Origin of the sequence: Flavobacterium sp. EDS, assembly GCF_020991525.1 — a bacterium.
Taxonomy (GTDB): Bacteria; Bacteroidota; Bacteroidia; order Flavobacteriales; family Flavobacteriaceae; genus Flavobacterium.
The window spans coordinates 74,169-97,649 of record NZ_JAJMOZ010000002.1 but is presented as its reverse complement, the minus strand read 5'-3'; the positions used below and the strand labels follow the sequence as shown (position 1 = coordinate 97,649).

General features: G+C 32.4%; 21 protein-coding genes. 17 read left to right on the top strand and 4 right to left on the bottom strand.

The window, feature by feature from the left end:
- Positions 1-104 precede the first annotated feature (104 nt).
- The 6 genes from LPB87_RS03495 (at position 105) to LPB87_RS03470 (ending at position 4,602) form a co-directional block, all read left to right on the top strand.
- Complete coding sequence (locus tag LPB87_RS03495; protein WP_129539920.1) at positions 105-734, top strand: bifunctional nuclease family protein; 630 nt, start codon at positions 105-107, stop codon at positions 732-734.
- Between the two features lie 13 nt (positions 735-747).
- Positions 748-1,599 carry a thymidylate synthase gene (locus tag LPB87_RS03490; protein WP_129539921.1) on the top strand — a complete coding sequence of 284 codons (852 nt, stop codon included), beginning with the start codon at positions 748-750 and terminating at the stop codon, positions 1,597-1,599.
- A gap of 147 nt (positions 1,600-1,746) precedes the next feature.
- Entirely contained in the window at positions 1,747-2,085 is a 339-nt protein-coding gene (locus LPB87_RS03485; RefSeq protein WP_129539922.1) for a 2TM domain-containing protein, read from the top strand.
- 11 nt (positions 2,086-2,096) lie between these two features.
- Entirely contained in the window at positions 2,097-2,579 is a 483-nt protein-coding gene (locus LPB87_RS03480) for a dihydrofolate reductase (protein ID WP_129539923.1), read from the top strand.
- 579 nt (positions 2,580-3,158) lie between these two features.
- Complete coding sequence (gene ubiE / locus LPB87_RS03475; protein ID WP_129539925.1) at positions 3,159-3,890, top strand: bifunctional demethylmenaquinone methyltransferase/2-methoxy-6-polyprenyl-1,4-benzoquinol methylase UbiE; 732 nt, start codon at positions 3,159-3,161, stop codon at positions 3,888-3,890.
- A 1-nt stretch (position 3,891) separates the two neighbouring features.
- Positions 3,892-4,602, top strand: a complete 711-nt coding sequence (locus LPB87_RS03470) for a porin family protein (RefSeq protein ID WP_129539926.1) — start codon at positions 3,892-3,894, stop codon at positions 4,600-4,602.
- An 8-nt stretch (positions 4,603-4,610) separates the two neighbouring features.
- Here LPB87_RS03470 and LPB87_RS03465 read toward each other — a convergent pair whose 3' ends face one another.
- Positions 4,611-5,339, bottom strand: coding sequence for an RNA methyltransferase (locus LPB87_RS03465; RefSeq protein ID WP_230604962.1), 729 nt, complete (start codon positions 5,337-5,339; stop codon positions 4,611-4,613).
- A gap of 37 nt (positions 5,340-5,376) precedes the next feature.
- Here LPB87_RS03465 and LPB87_RS03460 point away from each other — a divergent pair, with 37 nt between their 5' ends.
- The 3 genes from LPB87_RS03460 (at position 5,377) to accD (ending at position 9,990) form a co-directional block, all read left to right on the top strand.
- A complete protein-coding gene (locus LPB87_RS03460; RefSeq protein WP_129539928.1) occupies positions 5,377-7,932 on the top strand; it encodes a BamA/TamA family outer membrane protein in 2,556 nt (851 codons plus the stop codon).
- Between the two features lie 60 nt (positions 7,933-7,992).
- Positions 7,993-9,060, top strand: a complete 1,068-nt coding sequence (gene fbaA, locus LPB87_RS03455; RefSeq protein WP_129539929.1) for a class II fructose-bisphosphate aldolase — start codon at positions 7,993-7,995, stop codon at positions 9,058-9,060.
- Between the two features lie 75 nt (positions 9,061-9,135).
- Positions 9,136-9,990, top strand: a complete 855-nt coding sequence (gene accD / locus LPB87_RS03450) for an acetyl-CoA carboxylase, carboxyltransferase subunit beta (RefSeq protein ID WP_129539930.1) — start codon at positions 9,136-9,138, stop codon at positions 9,988-9,990.
- A 325-nt stretch (positions 9,991-10,315) separates the two neighbouring features.
- Here accD and LPB87_RS03445 read toward each other — a convergent pair whose 3' ends face one another.
- Positions 10,316-11,566 (bottom strand): ABC transporter permease, encoded by a 1,251-nt coding sequence (locus LPB87_RS03445; RefSeq protein WP_129539931.1) that lies wholly within the window; start codon positions 11,564-11,566, stop codon positions 10,316-10,318.
- Positions 11,567-11,731: 165 nt separating this feature from the next.
- Between LPB87_RS03445 and purH the strand changes: the two genes are divergently transcribed.
- The 6 genes from purH (at position 11,732) to rodA (ending at position 18,970) form a co-directional block, all read left to right on the top strand.
- Positions 11,732-13,258 (top strand): bifunctional phosphoribosylaminoimidazolecarboxamide formyltransferase/IMP cyclohydrolase, encoded by a 1,527-nt coding sequence (purH, locus tag LPB87_RS03440; RefSeq protein WP_230604961.1) that lies wholly within the window; start codon positions 11,732-11,734, stop codon positions 13,256-13,258.
- A 54-nt stretch (positions 13,259-13,312) separates the two neighbouring features.
- Positions 13,313-14,341 (top strand): rod shape-determining protein, encoded by a 1,029-nt coding sequence (locus tag LPB87_RS03435; protein WP_129539933.1) that lies wholly within the window; start codon positions 13,313-13,315, stop codon positions 14,339-14,341.
- A 108-nt stretch (positions 14,342-14,449) separates the two neighbouring features.
- Entirely contained in the window at positions 14,450-15,274 is an 825-nt protein-coding gene (gene mreC / locus LPB87_RS03430) for a rod shape-determining protein MreC (protein WP_230604960.1), read from the top strand.
- Entirely contained in the window at positions 15,267-15,773 is a 507-nt protein-coding gene (locus tag LPB87_RS03425) for a rod shape-determining protein MreD (RefSeq protein ID WP_129539935.1), read from the top strand. Before mreC ends, LPB87_RS03425 begins: the two co-directional genes overlap by 8 nt.
- Positions 15,770-17,719, top strand: a complete 1,950-nt coding sequence (mrdA, locus tag LPB87_RS03420) for a penicillin-binding protein 2 (RefSeq protein ID WP_230604959.1) — start codon at positions 15,770-15,772, stop codon at positions 17,717-17,719. Before LPB87_RS03425 ends, mrdA begins: the two co-directional genes overlap by 4 nt.
- A 15-nt stretch (positions 17,720-17,734) precedes the next feature.
- The gene (gene rodA, locus LPB87_RS03415; protein WP_129539937.1) at positions 17,735-18,970 is read left to right on the top strand and encodes a rod shape-determining protein RodA; all 1,236 of its coding nucleotides are present in this window, start codon (positions 17,735-17,737) and stop codon (positions 18,968-18,970) included.
- A 15-nt stretch (positions 18,971-18,985) separates the two neighbouring features.
- On the opposite strand, the gene LPB87_RS03410 is transcribed toward rodA, so the two are convergent.
- Together LPB87_RS03410 and LPB87_RS03405 are read right to left on the bottom strand one after the other, a co-directional pair.
- The gene (locus tag LPB87_RS03410) at positions 18,986-19,810 is read right to left on the bottom strand and encodes a DNA/RNA non-specific endonuclease (RefSeq protein WP_230605202.1); all 825 of its coding nucleotides are present in this window, start codon (positions 19,808-19,810) and stop codon (positions 18,986-18,988) included.
- A gap of 157 nt (positions 19,811-19,967) precedes the next feature.
- Positions 19,968-22,157, bottom strand: a complete 2,190-nt coding sequence (locus LPB87_RS03405) for a carboxy terminal-processing peptidase (RefSeq protein ID WP_230604958.1) — start codon at positions 22,155-22,157, stop codon at positions 19,968-19,970.
- Between the two features lie 212 nt (positions 22,158-22,369).
- Between LPB87_RS03405 and surE the strand changes: the two genes are divergently transcribed.
- Together surE and LPB87_RS03395 are read left to right on the top strand one after the other, a co-directional pair.
- The gene (surE, locus tag LPB87_RS03400; protein ID WP_230604957.1) at positions 22,370-23,149 is read left to right on the top strand and encodes a 5'/3'-nucleotidase SurE; all 780 of its coding nucleotides are present in this window, start codon (positions 22,370-22,372) and stop codon (positions 23,147-23,149) included.
- Positions 23,142-23,435 carry a hypothetical protein gene (locus LPB87_RS03395; RefSeq protein ID WP_230604956.1) on the top strand — a complete coding sequence of 98 codons (294 nt, stop codon included), beginning with the start codon at positions 23,142-23,144 and terminating at the stop codon, positions 23,433-23,435. The genes surE and LPB87_RS03395 overlap by 8 nt, the downstream gene beginning before the upstream one ends.
- The last annotated feature ends 46 nt before the right edge of the window (positions 23,436-23,481 follow it).

The window sequence follows — 23,481 nt, the reverse complement described above, 5'->3', positions numbered from 1 at the left end:
AGGTAGCTTTTTTGTTCCATATTTTTTGATTAAAATTGCACTTTTATTTTTTACACAAAATTCTAATTAAAACGAGGTAGTAATACCTTATACGTCTGCAACTTATGAGCTTAGTTAAATTATCGATAAAAGGAATTTCATACAGTCAAACTCAAAATGGCGCTTATGCTTTGATTTTGAATGAAGTTGATGGCGAACGAAAGTTACCAATTGTAATTGGGGCTTTTGAAGCACAATCAATTGCTATTGCTTTGGAAAAAGAGATAAAACCACCTCGCCCATTAACACATGATTTATTCAAAAACTTTGCAGAACGATTCGATATTGTTGTTAAGCAAGTTATTATCCATAAATTAGTTGATGGAGTATTCTACTCTAGCCTGATTTGCGAAAGAGATAAAATTGAAGAAATAATCGATGCAAGAACTTCTGATGCCATAGCATTGGCATTACGTTTCAATGCTCCGATATTTACTTATAAAAACATTTTGGACAAGGCAGGGATTTATTTAAAGTCTAATTCAATGGAAAGCGACAAGGACTCTCAAGAAATTGATGACGTGCTTTCTAATCCAGAAACATTTGGTCGCGAAGAAGAAAGCAATCAATCTGGCGAAACCTATTCTAAACATACAACTCAGGAGCTTAACGAATTACTAGAACAAGCTGTGCTTCAAGAAGATTACGAAAAAGCAGCTAAAATTCGTGATGAAATTTCAAAAAGAGAAGCGTAAAGCATAATCAAAAATGAAACAATACTTAGACTTAGTACAACATGTTCTTGAGAATGGTTGTCAAAAGGGAGATAGAACTGGAACTGGAACAAAAAGTGTTTTTGGATACCAAATGCGTTTTGATTTAAGTGAGGGATTCCCAATGGTTACTACTAAAAAATTACATTTAAAATCCATTATATACGAATTACTTTGGTTTTTAAAGGGGGATACAAATATTAAATACCTTCAAGAAAACGGAGTTAAAATTTGGGATGCCTGGGCAGACAGCAATGGTGATTTAGGTCCTGTTTATGGACACCAATGGCGCAATTGGAACAGTGAAGAAATAGACCAAATTTCGGAGCTCATTACAGAACTTAAAACAAACCCAAATAGTCGTCGAATGTTGGTTTCTGCTTGGAATCCATCAGTATTACCGGATACAAAAAAATCATTTGAAGAAAATGTAGCCAATAACAAAGCTGCATTACCTCCTTGTCATGCTTTTTTCCAATTTTATGTATCTAGTCCTGATCTTGAAAAAGGTGAAACTAAAGGAAAATTATCTTGTCAATTATACCAACGAAGTGCAGATATATTCTTAGGCGTTCCATTTAATATTGCATCATATGCTCTATTAACTATGATGATTGCACAAGTTTGTGACCTCGAAGCAGGAGAATTTATTCACACTTTTGGAGACGCACATATTTATAACAATCATTTTGAACAACTAGAATTACAATTAAAACGCGAGCCAAAACCATTACCTAAAATGGTTTTAAATCCCGATATAAAAAACATATTCGACTTTGATTACAACGACTTTACCCTTTTAGATTACGAGCCACATGCAGGAATCAAAGGAAGTGTTTCCGTATAAAAACATAAAGATCCGCTTATCGAAAGCGGATTTTTTTTGCTCTAAAAATAAACATAAAGCACAAAACCTTTTTCTGCACAAATATTCAACACTCAAAATAGTCCTATTTCAAAATAAATTTTATCTTTATAATCTAATATTTATCTCATGGAAAAGGAATTACACGAGCAGTATGAATACGCAAGAAGAAGAATAAGACAAAAAAAAACGCTATATTTTCATTTCGTCTTATTCCTTTTAGGAAGTTTATTTTTGTTTGTCGCTGATCGATTTTTAAATATCTCATACGGACAAAACTGGTACATCTGGATAATTACAGTCTGGTTTTTTATTTTTATTTTACATTTTATAAAAGTATATATCACTGACCGTTTTATGAATAAAAATTGGGAAAGAGAACAAATAGACCGACTTGTTGCCTTACAGCAAAAAAGAATAGCACAGCTAGACTCAAGCTTAAATGACAATGCCGAAAATAAATCTTAGTTAAAAATAAAATGATTATAATGATTGCGGCTGTTGCCGAAAACAATGCGCTTGGAAAAAACAATGAAATGATTTGGCACTTATCAAATGATTTCAAAAGATTTAAAGCCCTTACCACTGGACATCATATTATAATGGGGCGAAAAACATTTGAAAGTTTCCCTAAACCGCTACCAAACAGAACTCATATTATAATAACGCGTCAAGATAATTATCAACCCGAAGGATGTATAGTTGTAAAAAGCATAGAAGAAGCAATTACAAAATGCCCTAAAGATGATGATTCATTTATAATTGGAGGTGGCGAAATATATAATTTAGGAATGCCTTTTGCTGATGTTTTAGAAATTACAAGAGTTCATCATAGTTTTGACGCTGATGCTTTTTTTCCTGAGATCAATAAAAACGAATGGCAACTAATAGAAGTAGAACCAAACAAAAGAGATGAAAAACATCTTTACGACTACACTTACGAAACATACGTCAGATTATAACAAAAAAAAGACCCGCATTAATGCGGGTCTTTTTTTTTGGCAAACAATGATTAGAGAAATGACCTACTCTAGAAAGAGTATTTGATAACATAAAATAAAAATTACAAATATTAAAAATACACCAGAAAAGAATATTATAATATTTGAGATTTTTTGAGAGTACATCTCAAAAAAGCCTTTAATACCAAATACCACGAAGGTACTAAAGACAAAGAAAATTAAAATTTCCAAAAACAAATTTAATCCTAAGAACGTATTTTGCGCTTTAAAAATAATACTGCTCTCAAAAACAGTACTTTCAAAACAACTTACTAGAACAAACGAGATGATAAGCGCAAGTAGCACCCATTTGATTTGGGTCATTAATTCTCTATTAATCATTGAAAAAATATAATCATTTTTACAAAGTAAATTTCTACAATAAATAACTTCCTCACAATACCCACTTTTAGTGATTTTTACAAATCATTAAAAGTGGGTATAACAACCAATAAAAACCAAAAAATAATTTCATCTCGTAATTAAAGAAACGGAATAACAGTTAATACATATTGTATTATATTTGTACAAATTAAAAAAATGTCAGAAAAAATAACACCTTATAAAAATTCGGCCTTAGGGAAGAAAGAACAAGTTGAACAAATGTTCGATACAATATCTGGAAATTATGATAACTTAAATCGTGTAATTTCATTTGGTATTGATATTAAATGGCGAAAAAAAGTATTAAAAATAGTTTCAGACAGGAAACCAAAGATAATTCTAGATATCGCAACAGGAACTGGTGATCTAGCTATTTTGATGGCACAAACAAATGCTGAAAAAATCATTGGTTTGGATATCTCTTCTGGAATGCTTGAAGTAGGAAAGAAAAAAATCGCTGCAAAAAACCTAAGCCAAACTATTGAAATGGTCGTAGGAGATTCAGAAAACTTACCTTTTGAAGACAATCATTTTGATGCAATCACGGTAGCATTTGGTGTTAGAAACTTCGAAAATCTTGAAAAAGGTTTATCTGAAATTTTAAGAGTCTTAAAACCAAATGGAGTTTTTGTAATTCTTGAAACTTCGGTTCCAGACAAAACTCCTTATAAACAAGGTTATGGATTCTACACTAAAAACATCCTTCCATTAATAGGAAAAATATTTTCTAAAGATGATGCCGCTTATGGTTATTTATCTGAATCTGCCGCAAATTTCCCTTATGGAGAAAACCTAAACAATATTTTACGAAAAATCGGGTTTATAGATGTGAAAGCCTTGCCACAAACATTTGGTGTAGCAACTATTTATTCAGCTTCTAAAAAATAGTATGAAAAAAACTGTAATCTTAATTTTATTTATCTTCACTACAAAGGGATATACTCAATTTACTAAAAGCATGTTTAGTAAAGATCCTATTATCAATTTAGAAACTTGGCAAAAACAACGTCTTTATTTTGGATATTACCTTGGTTTCAATAGCTATAACTTTAAGATAGACTACAAAACCGTTGGACCCGATATCCAGATAAAAAAAACAACTGGATTTAACGTTGGTGTTGTAGCCGATTTAAGATTACAGGAATATATTAACCTTCGTTTTGAACCAGGGTTATATTATACTAAAAGAGATCTATATTATCCTAATCCTGAACTTGCTTCGAAGACTGATTATTTAAGAGAGGTAAATAGTACTTATATCAATTTTCCTCTACTCTTAAAATTCTCTGCGTTAAGAACAGGAAATGTACGACCTTATTTAGTTGGAGGAATGTCTACGACGTTAAATCTATCTAGTAATGCAAAATCTATTGATGACAATTTAGAGCAACGCTTTAGAGTAAAAGCTTGGACAATGAATTATGAATTAGGTTTTGGAGTTGATTTTTTCTCAGAATATTTTATTTTCTCTCCTTCAATTAGAGGGTCATTTGGTCTTAGCGACGAATTAATTCGTGACAAAGATCCAAACAGCCCTTGGACAGGTAACATAGAATCGATGAAATCAAGAGCTATTTTAATTAACTTTACTTTTCATTAATAACAGAATTAACTATTACGTTTAAATTCACTAAGTATAATTGCGGTTGCAGTAGCCACATTTAAGCTTTCGGTTTTTTGAAGATCTCCAAATCTAGGAATAGTAAGTCTGTTTTGGATGTTTTTTTCAATTTCATCCGATATACCATTACCTTCATTACCCATTATAATAATACCTTCTTGTGGTAAATCAGTTTTATAGATATTAGAACCATCCATAAAAGTACCAAAAACAGGAAGTGACGTTTGATCAAGAAAAGTCTTTAAATCAATATAATTCACATTAACCCTAGCAATTGAACCCATAGTAGCCTGAACCACTTTTGGATTATAGATATCTACTGATTCTTTAGAACAAAGCAATTGCTTGATTCCGAACCAATCGCAAAGTCGTAAAATAGTTCCTAAATTCCCAGGGTCACGAATATCATCAAGAGCAAGGATTAAACCAGATTCTATTATTTTTTTATCAGCAGGAATTTTAAAAACTGCCAAACAAGAATTCGGAGTTGACAAAGCACTAATTTTTTTTAGTTCTTGTGCGTTAATTAACGTTTTCTTAGAGACTAAAACGGTCTCAAAATCGTTTTGAGTAGTATACAGGTGCTCTAATTCAAAATTGGATTGTAACAATTCTTGAATTACTTTTACTCCTTCGGCAAAAAACAAACCATTAGCAAAACGTTGTTTTTTTTGAAGTAAACCTGATATAAGCTTTATTTGGTTTTTACTAACCATAAAATAATGTACTTTTGAATTAAATATTTTAGAACACTTGAGAAAGATTTCCACAAAAATAGTAGCATTTATTCTAATAGCAATATTTATTTCAGCTTGTAATTCTGTAAAAAGAGTTCCTAATGGTAAAAAACTCCTTACTAAGAACGAAATTATAGTAAATGACAAACCTATTAAGGATGAAAATATATTTAACCAATTATATCAAAAACCCAATAGCACACTTATTGGTGGATACAAGTTGCGCTTAAACTTATACAATTTAGCCAATCCAAATCCAGATTCTACTTTTCAGGCGAAATATAAAAGCAATCCTAAAAGATATGAAAGATTATCTAAACTATTATCTGCAAAACAAGTCGATCGCCTTGGACAGTCTTTTTTATACAAAGGCATAAATGACTTTTTTAAAACTACTGGAGAACCTCCAGTAATTATTGATACCAGTAAGGTAAAAAAATCTTCTATGCGTTTAAAATATCATTATTTCCATAATGGCTATTTTAATACCAAAACTGCTTTTACAATTGACAGCGTAGGCACTAAGAAAGCCAAAATACGATATACTGTAACAACAGGACAACCATTTCTTTTAGACACTATTACTACCAGTATATCATCTCCTGATGTGGATTCGTTATACAACAAAAGCATTGAGAATACGGTATTAAAATCAGGAAACCAATATAAGACAAGTGATTTAGATGATGAAAAAAACCGTATAACAACTTATTTTAGAAATCATGGAGTGTATTATTTCCAGTCTAACAATGTAACTTATAACATTGATACTATAAACAAAAAGAACAAGGCAAATATAGATCTAATCATAAAAGATTACACTTATCAGGATAAAGATTCTAGCAGAACTGTGCCTTTTAAAGTCTATAAAATTAGCGACGTTAACATTTATACTGATTATTCGGCTGCAAATGCTAAATCAGAAATTACAGACAGCACCACTTACAAAAACTTTAATTTATACAGTTATAAAAAACTAAAGTACAAGCCCTATGCAATAACTGATGCAATTTTTATTAGTAAAGGAACTGTTTTTGCTGATTTTAAGACAACGCTTACAACTCGATATTTAAATAATTTAAAGATTTTTAATTATCCATCTATCCATTACGAAGTAGATAAAAGAGACTCTACAGCGCAATCTCTAATTGCCAAGATATACCTGACTCCTAGAAAAAAATACAGTTTCGGAACCACCTTAGATGTTACCCATTCTAACATTCAGGATTTCGGAATTGGTTTTAGTCTTTCACAAACAATTCGTAATGTATTTAATGGTGCCGAAACACTAGAAATTGCAGGACGTGTTAATGTTGGTTCTTCACAAGATTTAGCAAATCCAAACGGGACTTTCTTTAACGCATCAGAATATGGTGTCGACATTAAGCTAAACGTACCTAGAATATTAATGCCTTTTGGAACCGAGAAAATCATTCCAAAAAGCATGATTCCTTCAACAGTAATGACTGCTGGTTTTGCAAAACAAAGAAACATAGGTCTGGATAAAGAAAATTTCACAGGTGCATTTACCTATAATTGGACACCAAAAAGAAATAATACAGCACGTATTGACCTTTTAAATGTACAATATGTACGGAATTTGAATCCACAAAATTATTACAGTGTGTATCGTTCCTCTTATAACGCATTAAATGATCTAGCAGCAAAGTACAATACAAATCCTGATTATATTGACGAAGAAACTCAAGATTTAATAATCGAAAAAGGAACAAACGGATTTACAAACGATATATTAAATAAAAATATAATAATTCCCGAAAGCGATTTCCAAACAGTAGAAAGCATTGAAGAAAGAAGGAGACGACTTACAGAAAATGATTTTATTTTGGCATCAAGTTATACTTTTACCAAAACAACTAAGAAAGATTTACTAGACAATACTTTTTATCTTTTTAAAGCAAAAATTGAAACAGCAGGATCTTTACTATCAGTAATCTCCAAAGCTGCTAATTTGCAAAAAAATACAAATGGCAACTATCAAATTTTTAATTTAGAATATTCTGAATACTTAAAAACTGAGTTTGAATACATTAAACATTGGGATTTAACAAAGGAAAAAGTAGTTGCTGTACGAACATTTTTTGGTATTGCTGTTCCTTTTGGTAATTCTGATTACATTCCTTTTTCTAGAAGTTACTATTCTGGAGGATCGAATGATAATAGAGCTTGGCAACCGTATTCATTAGGGCCGGGAAGTACTGGAGCCGTTAATGATTTTAACGAAGCTAATATGAAAATTGCAATTAGTGGTGAATTTAGATATAAGGTTTTAGGCAAATTGAAAGGAGCTATTTTTGCAGATGCAGGAAATATCTGGAATGTATTAGATAATGTAACAGATGAAAAAGCAACTTTTAAGAATTTTGGTGATCTTAAAGACATTGCACTAGGAACAGGAATAGGGTTTCGCTATGATTTAAGTTTCTTCGTAATCCGTTTTGACTTAGGATTTAAAACCTATAATCCTGCTTACGAAACAGGCAAACGTTGGTTCAGAGATTACAACTTCGGACACTCGGTTTTAAATTTTGGAATAAATTATCCTTTCTAATGCTAATTAATTCTTATTTTTGCAAACTAAAAACTAAAAAACAACTAAAAAAGAATTACAATGGCACACAATATTAAACCAGGAGTAGCTACAGGAGATCAAGTTCAAGAGATTTTTAATTATGCAAAAGAAAAAGGATTTGCACTTCCTGCAGTAAACGTTACTGGATCAAGTACAATCAATGGAGTTCTTGAAACTGCAGCAAAACTGAATGCGCCAGTTATTATTCAATTTTCTAATGGTGGAGCTCAATTTAATGCTGGAAAAGGATTATCTAATGCTAACGAAAAAGCGGCAATCGCTGGTGGAATTGCTGGAGCAAAACACATTCATACTTTAGCAGAAGCTTACGGTGCAACAGTAATTTTACATACTGATCACTGTGCAAAAAAATTATTACCTTGGATTGATGGTTTGTTAGATGCATCTGAAAAACATTTTGCAGAAACAGGAAAACCATTATACAGTTCTCATATGATTGATTTATCTGAGGAGCCAATCGAAGAAAACATCGAAATCTGTAAAGGTTACTTAGCTAGAATGAGCAAAATGGGGATGACACTTGAAATCGAACTTGGAATTACAGGTGGTGAAGAAGATGGTGTTGACAACTCTGATGTAGATAGCTCAAAATTATACACTCAACCAGAGGAAGTAGCTTATGCTTACGAAGAATTATCTAAAATAAGCCCTAAATTTACAATTGCAGCTGCATTTGGTAACGTTCACGGGGTTTACAAACCAGGAAACGTAAAATTAACTCCAAAAATCTTAAAAAACTCTCAAGATTTCGTTCAAGACAAATTTAAAACTGGTCATAACCCAGTAGATTTCGTTTTCCACGGAGGTTCAGGTTCTACACTTGAAGAAATTAGAGAAGCAATTGGATACGGAGTTATAAAAATGAATATCGATACTGATTTACAATTCGCATACACTGAAGGAATCCGTGACTATATGGTTAAAAACATTGACTATTTAAAAACGCAAATTGGTAACCCAGAAGGTGCTGATGTTCCTAATAAAAAATACTACGATCCAAGAAGATGGGTACGTGAAAGTGAAGTAACATTCAACGCAAGACTTGAACAAGCTTTTGCTGACTTGAATAACGTAAATACACTATAATTAAAAAGTTTAAAGTTTTAGGTTTGAAGTTTCACAACTTTAAACTTTAAACCTAAAACAACAAAAACAAAAAATATGGCTTGGTTTAAAAGACACGAAAAAGGGATTACAACACCTACCGAAGACAAAATGGATGTCCCAAAAGGACTTTGGTACAAATCTCCAACAGGAAAAATTATTGATGCTGATGAGTTGGCTCGTAACTTATTTGTAAGCCCAGAAGATGATTTCCATGTTAGAATTGGAAGCGCAATCTATTTTGAAATTTTATTTGACAACAATGAATTTGTTGAGCTAGATAAAAACCTTACTTCTAAAGATCCTTTGCATTTTGTTGATACAAAAAGATATGCAGACCGATTAAAAGATGTTATGGAAAAAACCCAACTTAAAGACGCTGTGCGTACTGGAGTTGGAAAATCAAAAGGAAAAGACGTAGTTATCTGCTGTATGGACTTTGCCTTTATTGGTGGTTCTATGGGAGCTGTTGTAGGTGAAAAAATCGCAAGAGGAATTAACCATGCAATCAAAAACAGAATGCCTTTTGTTATGATTTCAAAATCTGGTGGGGCTCGTATGATGGAAGCAGCTTACTCTTTGATGCAGTTAGCTAAAACATCTGTAAAACTAGCTCAACTTGCTGAAGCTGGATTACCTTACATCTCTTTATGTACTGACCCAACAACAGGAGGAACAACTGCATCTTATGCCATGCTAGGAGATATCAACATTTCTGAACCAGGTGCTTTAATAGGATTTGCTGGACCAAGAGTTGTAAGAGATACTACAGGAAAAGATTTACCTGAAGGTTTCCAAACTGCTGAATTCCTTTTGGAACATGGCTTTTTAGACTTTATAACGCCTAGAAAAGAATTAAAAGACAAGATAAACTTGTATATCGATTTGATTCAAAACAATACAATTAGATAGTTTTTTTTAAACTTCTAAAAAATTAAAAATCCCAAGGAATTTTCTTGGGATTTTTTTTATATAAAATTCTTAAAGAATAGTGAAGTATAAATTAAAATTATTTAACCAAAGCCTCTTCTTGATTTATTTTTATACCTCCAATATCTCTATCTAAAACTGGAGACTATTCAACCAAAAAACCTCTCAACGGAATTTTAGAAAAGTAAAACCTCTTTTCGAAACTTCAGAATAAGACAAAGAATCTAAAAAAAACTTAAAACCTTATCAACGCAGTAGCGATAGCTACCGAAACTTAGAATCTCTGCCTATTTGAGTCCTCAAAAAACTACATTCCAGTTCTAATTGCTTCAACAGGATCTAATTTAGAAGCTGAGATTGCGGGAAGAATTCCTGCTATTAATCCAATTAATGCAGCAAGCCCTGTTCCGAGAAGAATATTTCCCATTCCGAGTACAAACTCAAAATCGAGTGCTTTGGTAAGAATTACAGAAATTATCCAAACCAGAATTAACCCAATTGCCCCACCAATTACCGAAAGTATTATTGCTTCGAATAAAAACTGAAACAGGATAAATTTATTTTTAGCACCTAAAGATTTTTGAATTCCAATAAGGTTCGTTCGCTCTTTTACAGAAACAAACATAATATTCGCAATTCCAAAACCACCCACAAGAAGAGAGAATCCACTTATTATCCAGCCCATCATATTCATCTGCCCTATAATACCATCTATAAAATCAGTAAACCCCGAGAATACATTCACAAAGAAATTATCAATTTGCCCTGCTTTTAATCCTCGAAAGGCTCTTAATTTCTGAGACACTTCAGCCTTATACGCATCCATATCAACTCCTTTTTCGGGCTTTAAAACAATTACAGGAGTCATTCCGTCATTATTATCGCCATACATTCTACGCAAAAAATTTGCTGGAAAATATACTGATGTATCATTACTATCTCCAAACAATCCTGCTCCTTGCTTTTTTACCACACCAATAACAGTAAAACGCTGTCCGTACAAACGAATGTTTTTTCCTATGGGCTCAGAATCTCCAAACAGACCTTCGGCAATATCGTGCCCTAAAACAATAACTGGCGCTCCAGAATTAGATTCTGATTCATTATAGAAACGACCTTTTTCAAAATCCAAACCTTCAATATCTATGAACTCATAAGAAACTGGAACTACATTTACATCACTTACCGTTTTTGAATCATATTTTAAGCTCTCTCTTTTAACAAAAAGTTGATAACCTACTTGATTAGTATTTGTAAGTGAATTTTTAAGATAGGTATATTCGTCATATTTTACATTTGGAAATTGTTCTCTTTTCCATTGCGGAATATCTGATGGACCAAAAGAAAATTTCATTAAATAAATAGTGTTCTTATCTAAGCTACTTAAATCTTTAGTGATTTTTCTATTCAATGAATCTACTGCTGCAAGTACGGCAATAATCGAAAAAATACCAATGGTAACCCCCAACAACGACAACAAAGTTCTCAGTTTGTTACTTCGTAAAGCATTCATCGCAAAACCGAAACTTTCTTTTAACAATCGAAAATAAAGCAGCATAGATTTTAAATTTACATTAAAGTAAAATTCAATAAATTTTAGTCAAAAACCTAATAAAAATTCACTTACTCATAGGTAGTTATTTTTAAGATAATGTTACATAAAATGTTGATTTTTATAATCAAAAAAAAACTATTTTTGCACTTTGATAATTATAACTACACAATGAGCACAACAAAAACTATTCAATCTGCATTAATTTCAGTCTTTTCGAAAGAAGGCCTTGAACCTATTGTAAGAAAACTACATGAACAAAAAGTAACTCTTTACTCAACTGGAGGAACAGAAGATTTTATTAAAAACCTAGGAATTCCTGTAGTTCCTGTTGAAGATATCACTTCATTTCCTGAAATTCTTGGCGGAAGAGTAAAAACGTTACACCCGAAAATTTTTGGTGGAATTTTAAACCGTCAAGACAACGAAAGTGATGTTCAACAAATGAAGGAATTTGATATTCCTCAAATTGACTTAGTGATTGTTGACTTATACCCATTCGAAAAAACAGTTGCATCAGGAGCTAGCGAAACTGACATTATCGAAAAAATTGATATTGGTGGAATTTCATTAATTCGTGCTGCAGCAAAAAACTTTAAAGACACCGTTATTGTGGCTTCGGTAAATGAGTACAGCTTAATATTAGATTTAATTACAGAGCAAAACGGAGCAACAACTCTAGAGAATAGAAGATTGCTTGCTACTAAAGCTTTTCACGTTTCATCTCACTATGATACTGCAATTTTTAATTACTTCAATACTGACGACACTATTTACAAAGAAAGTATTGCAGATGGACAAGTATTGCGATATGGTGAAAACCCACATCAAAAAGGATTCTTCTTTGGAGATTTTGACGCAATGTTCCAAAAACTTCACGGAAAGGAATTGTCTTACAACAACTTACTTGATGTAGATGCGGCTGTGAACTTAATTGCAGAATTTAAAACTGACGGACCTACGTTTGCAATTTTAAAACACAACAATGCATGTGGTTTAGCTACAAGAAAAACTATCAGCGAAGCTTATTCAGCAGCTTTAGCTTGTGATCCTACTTCAGCATTTGGAGGAGTTTTAATTTCAAATACAACTATTGATTTAGCTACAGCTCAAGAAATAAATAAATTATTTTGTGAGGTTGTGATCGCTCCAAGTTTTGATTCTGAAGCTATTGCAGTTTTACAAGAAAAGAAAAACAGAATTATTTTAGTTCAAAATGAAGTTGAACTACCTACAAGACAAGTTAGAACTTGTTTAAATGGACTTTTAATTCAAGATAAAAATAATGTTACTGACAATAAAGAGCATTTAAAAACCGTTACAATTACAGCACCTACGGAACAAGAAGTTGAAGATTTATTATTCGCTTCAAAGATTTGTAAGAATACAAAATCAAACACAATCGTATTTGCAAAAAACGGAACTTTAATTTCATCTGGAACGGGACAAACCTCTCGTGTAGACGCTTTAGTTCAAGCAATTGACAAAGCAAAAGCATTTGGATTTGATTTAAACGGAGCTTCGATGGCGAGTGACGCATTTTTCCCATTTCCGGATTGTGTAGAATTAGCCAAAAAAGCAGGAATTACAGCTGTAATTCAGCCGGGTGGATCAATAAAAGACGAATTAAGCATTAATTATTGCAATGAAAATAAAGTTGCAATGGTATTTACAGGAACGCGTCATTTTAAACATTAATTTGTTTAACTTTGTGCGTTACTAATTTATAACTTTTAAACCCCTAAAAAACTTATGGGATTTTTTGATTTCATGACCGAGGATATTGCGATAGACCTTGGTACCGCAAACACTTTAATCATACATAATGATAAAGTAGTTATTGACAGTCCTTCAATCGTGGCACGTGATAGAATATCAGGCAAAATCATTGCTGTTGGTAAGGAAGCCAATATGATGCAAGGTAAAACCCATGAAAACATAAAGACCATAAGGCCACTTAAAGACGGTGTTATTGCTGACTTTGATGCTTCTGAAAAAATGATCAGTATGTTCATCAAAAGTATTCCTGCATTAAAAAAGAGAATGTTTACTCCTGCATTGCGTATGGTAGTATGTATTCCTTCAGGAATTACTGAAGTGGAGATGCGCGCTGTAAAAGAATCTTGTGAGAGAGTAAATGGTAAAGAAGTTTATTTGATTCACGAACCTATGGCAGCAGCTATTGGTATTGGAATTGACATTATGCAACCAAAAGGTAACATGATTGTTGATATCGGTGGTGGAACAACTGAAATTGCAGTAATCGCATTAGGCGGAATTGTATGCGACAAATCGGTAAAAATTGCCGGTGACGTATTTACAAATGATATTGTTTATTACATGCGTACGCAACACAACTTATTTGTTGGAGAAAGTACTGCTGAAAAAATAAAAATTCAAATTGGTGCCGCTATCGAAGATTTAGATGGTCCGCCAGAAGATATGTCAGTTCAAGGTAGAGATTTACTTACTGGAAAACCAAAACAAGTAGATGTATCTTACCGTGAGATTGCTAAAGCATTAGACAAATCAATACAACGAATTGAAGATGCTGTAATGGAAACATTATCTCAAACACCTCCTGAATTAGCAGCTGATATCTACAATACAGGTATCTATCTTGCAGGTGGAGGATCTATGTTAAGAGGTCTTGATAAAAGAATTTCACAAAAAACAGATTTACCTGTTTACATTGCTGAAGACCCATTAAGAGCTGTAGTTCGCGGTACTGGAATGGCATTGAAAAACATTTCAAAATTCAAAAGCATCTTAATCAAATAAGATCAAATTAATTATATACATTTCTTCAGAACTAAACTATTCACAATTTAGTTCTGAAGAAATTTTGAAACTTTAAGCATATCCTGAAACAAAATAACCAAGCAAGAAATGCAGCAAATATTTAATTTTATTATAAGAAACAGTAATCGGTTGCTGTTTTTGCTGCTTTTAGGTATTTCGTTAGGCCTCTCTATTCAATCACACTCTTTTCACAAAAGCAGAGTAATTAGTTCTGCTAATTTCTTAAGTGGTGGTGTTTATGAAAAAATAAACAGCATAAATGAGTACTTGAATCTAAGAAAAGAAAACGACGAATTGGTACTTGAAAACGCTAGACTAAAAAGTCTATTATTTAATGCCGAAGACACCACAAAATTACCACTTCCAGACAGCATCAAAGGTGTTAAACCTGCTGATATTATTGTTTCGAAAGTAATACATAACTCTTATAATGTACACGAAAATTACATTACAATAAACTCAGGCTCTAATGATGGAGTTAAGCCTGATATGGGAGTAATTAACAGCTTAGGAATAATAGGTATTGTAGATAACACCTCCCCTAGATATGCAACTGTTGTTAGTATTCTTAATACCAAATCTCAGATTAATGCTAAGATAAAAAAATCAAATCATTTTGGTTCACTAATTTGGGACGGAAAAAGTACTGGCTTCGTTCAGTTAATAGATGTTCCTAGATTAGCTTCTGTTCGCAGAGGAGATACTATTGTAACTGGTGGTCAATCTGTAATTTTTCCTGAGAACATTGGAATTGGTACTATTGAAAAGATATACACTTCAAAAAAGACAAATTATTACACTATCGATGTCAAATTATTTAATGACATGACGAATTTAGGACATGTATATATTATCAAGAGTAGAGACCGTGAAGAGCTTATTAAACTAGAAAAAAGAGAAAAAGATGAATAGCGCTTTGTTAATCAATATTTCTCGATTTATCCTGCTGTTGGCAGTTCAGATTATTATTTTTAATAACATGAATTTCCTAGGCTACATAAGTCCGTTTCCTTATATACTGTATATAATTCTATATCCAGTAAACGGGAACAAATCTGGTCTTTTGGCATCAAGTTTTTTACTTGGTCTTGCTATGGACATGTTTTGCAATTCCGGAGGAATACATGCCACAGCTTGTCTAATACTAGCCTATTACAGACCATATATATTTAAATTCTCATTTGGTTTGAGTTATGAATATCAAACTATTAAATTAAATGACTCTTTAACTCCTGAGCGATTTTCATTTATATTAGTATCAGTATTAATACATCATATAATACTTTTTACACTTGAAGCTTTTCAGTTTAACTTCATTTTAGACGTTTTACTTCGAACCTTATTTAGTACAATATTTACCATTATAACTTGTATCATAATAATATACCTTATTAAGCCCAACAGAAGATGAGAAAAATTCTGCTGCCCTCTTTAATAATCATTGCAGCATCTTTGCTGGTAATTCGCATATTCTATTTACAAATTATAGACGATTCTTTTAAACTAAAATCTGAGAATAACGCTATAAAGATAAAATACGACTATCCTGAAAGAGGCTACATATATGACAGATACGGTAAATTATTAGTTGCCAATCAGGCTTCTTATGATATCATGGTTATCCCAAGAGAGATCAAAAACATTGATACTCTAGAGTTTTGTGAACTCTTAAATGTTACTAAAGAAGATTTCATTAAAAAAATTGAGAAAGCTAAAGTATACAGCCCTCGATTACCATCTGTGTTCTTAGCTCAGTTGAACAAAAGTGAATTTGCTGCTTTTCAAGAAAAGATGAGGAAATTTGAAGGTTTCTATTTTCAAAAAAGATCTTTACGTGATTACGAAGTAGATTATGGTGCTAATATTTTTGGAGGTATTACTCAGGTAAACGAAAAATTAGTAGCTAGCAACCCCTATTACAACAGTGGTGATTTAATTGGAAAACAAGGTGTTGAGGAAAGCTACGAGGTAATTTTACGCGGTATCAAGGGTGTAAAATACATTCAAAAAGACAAATACAACAGAGAGATAGGTTCCTATAAAGATGGAAAGTATGATACCGTTGCTGTACAGGGAGAAGACATCAACTTAACAATTGATGCCGAACTTCAGAAGTATGGGGAACAATTAATGATTAATAAAAGAGGTGGAATTGTTGCTTTAGAACCAAAAACTGGTGAAATTTTAGCATTAGTTACTGCTCCATCTTATGACCCTGGTATATTAGTAGGAAGACAACGTTCTAAAAATTATACCTTACTGTATCATGACTCAATTGCAAAACCATTATATGATCGTGGACTGCTTGCAGAATATCCACCTGGATCTCCATTTAAAATCCTAACAGGTCTTATTGGATTACAAGAAGGAGTGATCAACGAAAACACGACATTTTTTTGCCATCATGGATTCAGTTATGGAAGAGGTCGTTTCATGAAGTGTCATAATCACCCACCAGCTCAACAGTTGCATAATGGTATTTACAATTCATGCAACACTTATTTTGCCCAAGCTTATATGCTTACTATAAACAAATACAACAACCCTGCTTATGCTGTTGACGTATGGAGTAATCACGTAAAAAGCTTTGGTTTAGGTCAGTATATGGGATATGATTTACCAACAGGTAAAAGAGGAAACATACCAACCTCTAAAACATACAAGAAAATTTATCCTAATGGAGGCTGGAGAAGCACAACAATTGTATCCAACTCTATTGGACAGGGAGAGGTTTTAATGACTCCAATTCAATTAGCAAATATGATGGCTACAATAGCCAATCAAGGATATTATTTCACTCCTCATATCATTAAAAAAATTGAAGGAGAAAAAATCGACCCTAAATTTGAGGTTAAGCACGAAACAACTATAGATAAAAAATATTTTCCTCCTATAATTAGTGGATTATTTGATGTTTATAACAAAGGAACAGCTAGCAGGTTACGCGTTGAAGGCATCGATATTTGTGGAAAAACGGGTACAGCTGAGAATTTTGCTAAAATTAATGGCAAAAGAACACAACTTAAAGATCACTCCATATTCGTAGCATTTGCACCTAAAGACAACCCTAAGATTGCAATAGCTGTAATGATCGAGAATGGTGGATTTGGAGCTACAATTGCAGGCCCTATCGCCAGTTTGATGATTGAAAAATATCTTCGTAAAAAAATTACAAGAAATGATCTGGAAATTCGTATTTTAAACACAAGTCTGAAAGATCAATATGCAAAATTAGGTGGAATGTCCGAAGCTAGTTTAATTGAAACCACTCCGAGAGATTCAGTTATGAGAGCAAAGATGATAAAACCTAAGGAGATTAAAACAACAAAAGTAGACACTACTCAAAAGAAACAATAAAGAGATTCATTTCAAATGAAAAATCAAAGTGTAAAAAGCAATATTGACTGGATAAGTGTAATCATCTATATCACATTAGTGATAATGGGATGGCTAAACATATACTCATCTTCCCTATCGTCTACAGATGGTACATATGAAAAACAGTTAATTTTTATTTTACTAACGATTCCATTGATCTTTATCGTTCTATTTGTTGATGGTAAATTCTACGAGAAGTATGCCAGTATCATTTTTGGTGTTGCCTTATTATCGTTAGTTGGTTTATTTTTCTTTGGAAAGACCATTGCAGGACAACGCTGTTGGTACGCAATAGGGAGCTTTACATTACAGCCCTCTGAATTCACTAAAGCCGCTACTGCCCTTGCATTAGCAAAATACCTGAGTGACACGCAAGTAAACCTAAAAGATGTTAATAGACAAATACAAGCTCTGGCTATTGTATTTTTACCTGTAATCTTAATTCTGCCTCAACCAGACCCTGGAAGCGCCTTAATATACAGTATATTTTTACTTGTATTATATCGTGAAGGACTTCCTTCTTGGTACATCTGGACTGGTTTTATAGCTATCGTATTATTTGTTTTAACGCTAGTTTTAGAACCCGAATACGTAATACTTATATCCGTAATTGTACTTGCAATAATACACTTTAAGGGAAGGGCTGTTGATCGAAACCTAATTTTAAGCGGTATATTATTAGTTCTAGTATCTGGGTTCGTACTATCTGTAGATTACGTTTTTGATAATGTATTTAAGCAACATCACCGAGATCGTTTTAACATTTTACTAGGGAAAACTGTCGATATGAAAGGGATTGGATACAATACCAATCAATCTGAAATTGCTATTGGATCTGGTGGATGGATAGGGAAAGGTTTTCTAGAAGGAACGCAAACTAAAGGAGGTTTTGTACCTGAACAACATACCGATTACATCTTTACGACTGTAGGTGAAGAATGGGGATTTGCAGGATCTGTTGTAGTTATTGGTTTGTTTGTTGGACTATTCTTAAGAGTCATCTATTTAGCAGAAAGACAAAAAACAAAATTCAGCAGGGTCTATGGCTATTGTGTTGCTGGTATTTTGTTTATCCACTTTTTTGTAAATATTGCAATGGTAATTGGTATTTTCCCTACTATTGGAGTCCCACTTCCTTTCTTCTCATATGGGGGTTCAGGACTATGGGGATTCACCATTTTGCTTTTTATTTTCCTAAAAATGGATGCTAATAAAGTCAATGAGTGGTAATCTGTACTCTGTAAACTAAAAAATCCAAGACTTATAATCTGTATTTTTCTCTAAAGCATCCTCTATTTTATCATCTAAATGAGGAAAGAAATCTATGCCTGTTAATTTTTCGATGCTATCTACCGAAACGACAAATTCATACAAAGGTTTTTCACTTTTTTCGTTCGGAACTAGAAAAGCAATCATTTTGTACTTTCCATTAGTCTCATCTAATAGCACTTTATAAAAATATTTAGGCACTAGCACTTTTTCTTTTCCAATCGTAGTATTTGAATCATTAAGAACTCCACCAGTAACTACATAAACACCATCATACTTTACAGCCCAATAACGTACTTTTTGTTCTAATCTATTCCAAATACCGTCATTAAACTCATGCACCTGAGGCGAAATATTCGAAGTCAAAAAAGTATCCTCATAGGCTTTTTTATTAAACTCCATATCTCCAGCTGGGCAAAGATGGCCTTTATCATAACCCGATTGTTTATAATTTCTCCAATCTGCAGAACCAGTGGTTACTTTTGGATCTTCATTAAAGTAAGGTCTTTTAAAATCATTATTCTTAATGTAGCTTTTCTTTAACTCGTATGCAACCCATTCTGCCTGTTCAAACTTTTCATTATAAGAAAGCGTATAATAATCATGCTTTACGATCTGATTTGTTGTTGAACTAGGTAAGTAATCAAAAACAAAATTATCTTCATTACTCAAAGCTATTTTAGCCTTTAAACTGTCTTTTAATTCTAAAGTTGAATTCACACCATCGTTTTCTAAGTCTTTTTTACAAGAACAAAGAAATACAAGAATAAAAGCAACTAACAATTCTCTCTTTATAATCATCATAAATCGATATTTAAATCTTAAATACGCTACATTTTAATTTCTATTAAAACATAAATTCAAAGTTAACTAAAAAGATTTCAATAAAAAATGCTCCAACAATCATGATGATTCTTGGAGCATTTATATTATTTAAAAGCTTACTACTTTTTGCCTCTTATAATTTAGAAGCTAGTTTATCTTTTTTTGATCTAGCAGGAACTGAATTTTGTCTAGCCACTGATTGTGATTGCAAATCGTCCAAAACATTTATTGCTTCTTCAACATAAATATCTTTTGCTAAAGCTTGATGCCAGCTTTCTCTTTTTTCTTTTAAAGTAGGATCTTTTGCCATCTCAGCAATTTCGTACGGCAAAGAAGTAAACTGCAAATTGTTTTTATAATCAGTAATTGGTTTATACTTTTTAGCCTCAGCTTCCACTTCAGTTTGAGCTTTTTTGAAATCAGCAATATTCAAACTATAACTATTCTCTTTGCTCTTAGTATCAATCCATTTTGCATTTTCTTCTATTAATTTAAACTGCGGATTAAGAGCAATACGGGCTTTACTATTAGCAATAGCCTGATTGAAATTTGAATTATTATTCCAAGTACTATATTCTGCTGGATCTATTTTATCCCATGGCATTGCGTTATCAATATCACGCTCCCCCATTTTTAAATAAGCATAACGATCTGGCGCAACAATATCACTACGTACACCTTCTAATTGTGTAGATCCTCCATTAATTCTATAAAACTTTTGAGTTGTAATTTTAAGAGCACCTAAATCTCCAAAATCACTACTACGAACAAACTGATTTAGATCAATAACATTTTGAACTGTTCCTTTTCCATAAGTTTGTTTACTACCTATAATAACACCTCTTTTATAATCTTGAATCGCAGCTGCAAGAATTTCTGAAGCCGAAGCTGAGAAACCATTTACCATGATTACTAATGGTCCATCCCATTCAATTTTTTTATCTCGATCATAAAGAACTTCTTTTTTTCTTCCTGCTGATTTAATCTGTACAATAGGACCTTGTTCGATAAACAAACCTGCAATATCAACAACAGTAGATAAAGAACCACCTCCATCATCACGAACATCTAGAATAATACCGTTTACATTCTCTTTTTTAAGCCTTTCAACTTCAAGAGCAATGTCTTTTCCTGCATCTCTACCGTCTTTATTTTCAAAATCGATATAAAATTTAGGCAAATAAATCACCCCATATTTCAATCCATTTTTATCAACAATACTAGACTTTGCATAAGTTTCTTCTATTTCTACAATATCTCTAATTATAGAAATTACTTTAATCGTTCCGTCTACTTTTTTAACTGTAAGACGAACTTCTGTTCCTTTGTGTCCTTTTATTTTCTTAACTACATCGTCAAGACGCATACCAACAACATCTACAGGTTCATCACTTCCTTGTCCTACTTTAATAATTAAATCTCCTGCCTCTAATTCTTTACCTCTCCAAGCTGGTCCACCTGAAATAAGTTCTGAGATTTCAGTAAAGTCATTTTTCTTTTGCAGTTTAGCACCAATACCTTCAAGCTTTCCACTGATATTAACATCAAAACGTTCTTTTTCTTCTGGTGCAAAATAACTTGTATGCGGATCAAAACGGGCCATGATTGAGTTTACATAAACTGAGAACCAATCACTTCTCTCTAAATCTTTAATAAATCCAAAGTACTCATCTAATGATTTTAATGAATTTTCTCTAGTTTCTTTTTCTAAAGCTTCAAATGATTTTTCTTTATATGCAGGATCTTTAACTTTCTTTTCTGCTTCGATATTTTCTTTAGTAACTAGAGACGATAATGTAGATAACTTAATTTGCTTTCTCCATTTTTCAACCAGTTCAGCAGGAGTCTTTGCATAAGGCGAATTCTCGTAATCTGTACTGAAAGTTTCATCTACTTTATAGTTAAACGGATTTGCTAAAATGAGTTTATATCTCTTTTTACCTTCTTCCATTCTTTTCATCAAACGTGCATAAGTAAGATTAAAGAAAGTCAAATCTTTATTTACAAATTGATCGTCTAATTGCAATTCATATTTTGAAAATTCATCAATATCTGATTGCAGGAAAAATCTTTTAGATGGATCTAATGCCTCAATATAATCTTTATAAACCCCTTTTGAGAATTCATCATTCATTGGAGGAGGACTATAATGCCCTTTTTCGATTACAAAAGCAAGTAATTCCAAAAGCATCTTATCTTTATTCGGGTCTGGGTCAATTCCTCTATCGCTATTAATTTTAAATGCAAACAGTGTAGCAGATAAACAAATAACGGCTAGGATAATTTTATAATTTCGTTTCATAAATTTAATAATAGCATTCATCAATTTTTTAATCTAATTTACGGTAAAAACTATGCCAACAAAATATGGCCCGCATAATTTTTTGTTAAAGATATAAATATACTTTTTCATTCAATTAATTAAAAGTCTCAACTTAGCAAATTTAAGACATTTTGTTACTATTTTAAGAAAATCAGTCACTACATTTGCTAATAAAAACCCTACACTCCTATTTTTTCACTATATTTTAAAAAATGAATTCAAAAAAACCTTTGATCTTAGTAACCAATGATGATGGTGTTTCGGCTCCTGGAATTAGAGCTTTAATTAGTGTAATGTCACAAATTGGTGAAGTGGTCGTAGTAGCCCCAGACAAACCTCAGAGCGCAATGGGACATGCCATTACCATAAACAGCACTTTATATCTTAACAAATTGTCTAAAGATGGAGATTCGATAACTGAATACAGTTGCTCTGGAACTCCTGTTGATTGTGTTAAACTTGCTGTAAATGAGATCTTGAAACGTAAACCAGACTTGTGTGTTTCGGGAGTAAACCATGGATCAAACTCCTCTATAAACGTCATTTACTCTGGAACTATGAGTGCCGCAGTCGAAGCTGGTATTGAAGGAATTCCTGCAATAGGTTTCTCGCTATTAGATTATGATTGGAATGCCGATTTTGAAAGTATTAAATCTTTCATCAAAAAAATAACTCTTGAAACTCTAGAAAACAAACTACCAGAAGGAGTAGTTTTAAACGTAAACTTTCCAAAATTAAAGGAAAATGAAATTAAGGGAATTAAAATTTGTCGTCAAGCGAAAGCACAATGGGTTGAGAAATTTGATAAAAGAAAAACTCCTTCTGGAAAAGATTACTATTGGCTTTCGGGCGAATTTGTAAACCAAGATAAAGGAGAAGACACTGACGAATGGGCACTTGAAAACGGATATGTATCTGTAGTTCCCGTACAATTTGACCTAACAGCGCACCACACAATGCAACAAATTAATAACTGGAAGTGGAATGAATAATTCAAAAAACAAAAAAGATTTACTTATAGGTTTCATAATTGGATTGATGGCTTCAATATTAGGAAGCTTTCTCTTCGTTACTTTATTAACAGATTTTGACATATCTAATGGAATGCAAAGCATCAAAATAATAAAGGATTATGGATATCTAGGGAAAATAATTACTCTTGGAGCTATTTTAGCCTTGGTTGCTTTTGGTGTGTTTTTAAAACAAAATAAAGAATTTAGAGCAAGAGGTGTGGTCTTAGCAGTTATAACTTTGGCACTACTCACTTTATTTATTTAATTTATCTTTGCAATTAAAACAGAGCTGTTGACTTTATTTAGCAACA

Excerpts from the sequence above, each read along its gene's own strand:
- LPB87_RS03495 (WP_129539920.1), top strand. The coding sequence starts at position 105 with ATGAGCTTAGTTAAATTATCGATAAAAGGAATTTCATACAGTCAAACT.
- LPB87_RS03490 (WP_129539921.1), top strand. The coding sequence starts at position 748 with ATGAAACAATACTTAGACTTAGTACAACATGTTCTTGAGAATGGTTGT.
- LPB87_RS03485 (WP_129539922.1), top strand. The coding sequence starts at position 1,747 with ATGGAAAAGGAATTACACGAGCAGTATGAATACGCAAGAAGAAGAATA.
- LPB87_RS03480 (WP_129539923.1), top strand. The coding sequence starts at position 2,097 with ATGATTATAATGATTGCGGCTGTTGCCGAAAACAATGCGCTTGGAAAA.
- ubiE (WP_129539925.1), top strand. The coding sequence starts at position 3,159 with ATGTCAGAAAAAATAACACCTTATAAAAATTCGGCCTTAGGGAAGAAA.
- LPB87_RS03470 (WP_129539926.1), top strand. The coding sequence starts at position 3,892 with ATGAAAAAAACTGTAATCTTAATTTTATTTATCTTCACTACAAAGGGA.
- LPB87_RS03465 (WP_230604962.1), bottom strand. The coding sequence starts at position 5,339 with ATGGTTAGTAAAAACCAAATAAAGCTTATATCAGGTTTACTTCAAAAA.
- fbaA (WP_129539929.1), top strand. The coding sequence starts at position 7,993 with ATGGCACACAATATTAAACCAGGAGTAGCTACAGGAGATCAAGTTCAA.
- accD (WP_129539930.1), top strand. The coding sequence starts at position 9,136 with ATGGCTTGGTTTAAAAGACACGAAAAAGGGATTACAACACCTACCGAA.
- LPB87_RS03445 (WP_129539931.1), bottom strand. The coding sequence starts at position 11,566 with ATGCTGCTTTATTTTCGATTGTTAAAAGAAAGTTTCGGTTTTGCGATG.
- purH (WP_230604961.1), top strand. The coding sequence starts at position 11,732 with ATGAGCACAACAAAAACTATTCAATCTGCATTAATTTCAGTCTTTTCG.
- LPB87_RS03435 (WP_129539933.1), top strand. The coding sequence starts at position 13,313 with ATGGGATTTTTTGATTTCATGACCGAGGATATTGCGATAGACCTTGGT.
- mreC (WP_230604960.1), top strand. The coding sequence starts at position 14,450 with ATGCAGCAAATATTTAATTTTATTATAAGAAACAGTAATCGGTTGCTG.
- LPB87_RS03425 (WP_129539935.1), top strand. The coding sequence starts at position 15,267 with ATGAATAGCGCTTTGTTAATCAATATTTCTCGATTTATCCTGCTGTTG.
- mrdA (WP_230604959.1), top strand. The coding sequence starts at position 15,770 with ATGAGAAAAATTCTGCTGCCCTCTTTAATAATCATTGCAGCATCTTTG.
- rodA (WP_129539937.1), top strand. The coding sequence starts at position 17,735 with ATGAAAAATCAAAGTGTAAAAAGCAATATTGACTGGATAAGTGTAATC.
- LPB87_RS03410 (WP_230605202.1), bottom strand. The coding sequence starts at position 19,810 with ATGATTATAAAGAGAGAATTGTTAGTTGCTTTTATTCTTGTATTTCTT.
- LPB87_RS03405 (WP_230604958.1), bottom strand. The coding sequence starts at position 22,157 with ATGAATGCTATTATTAAATTTATGAAACGAAATTATAAAATTATCCTA.
- surE (WP_230604957.1), top strand. The coding sequence starts at position 22,370 with ATGAATTCAAAAAAACCTTTGATCTTAGTAACCAATGATGATGGTGTT.
- LPB87_RS03395 (WP_230604956.1), top strand. The coding sequence starts at position 23,142 with ATGAATAATTCAAAAAACAAAAAAGATTTACTTATAGGTTTCATAATT.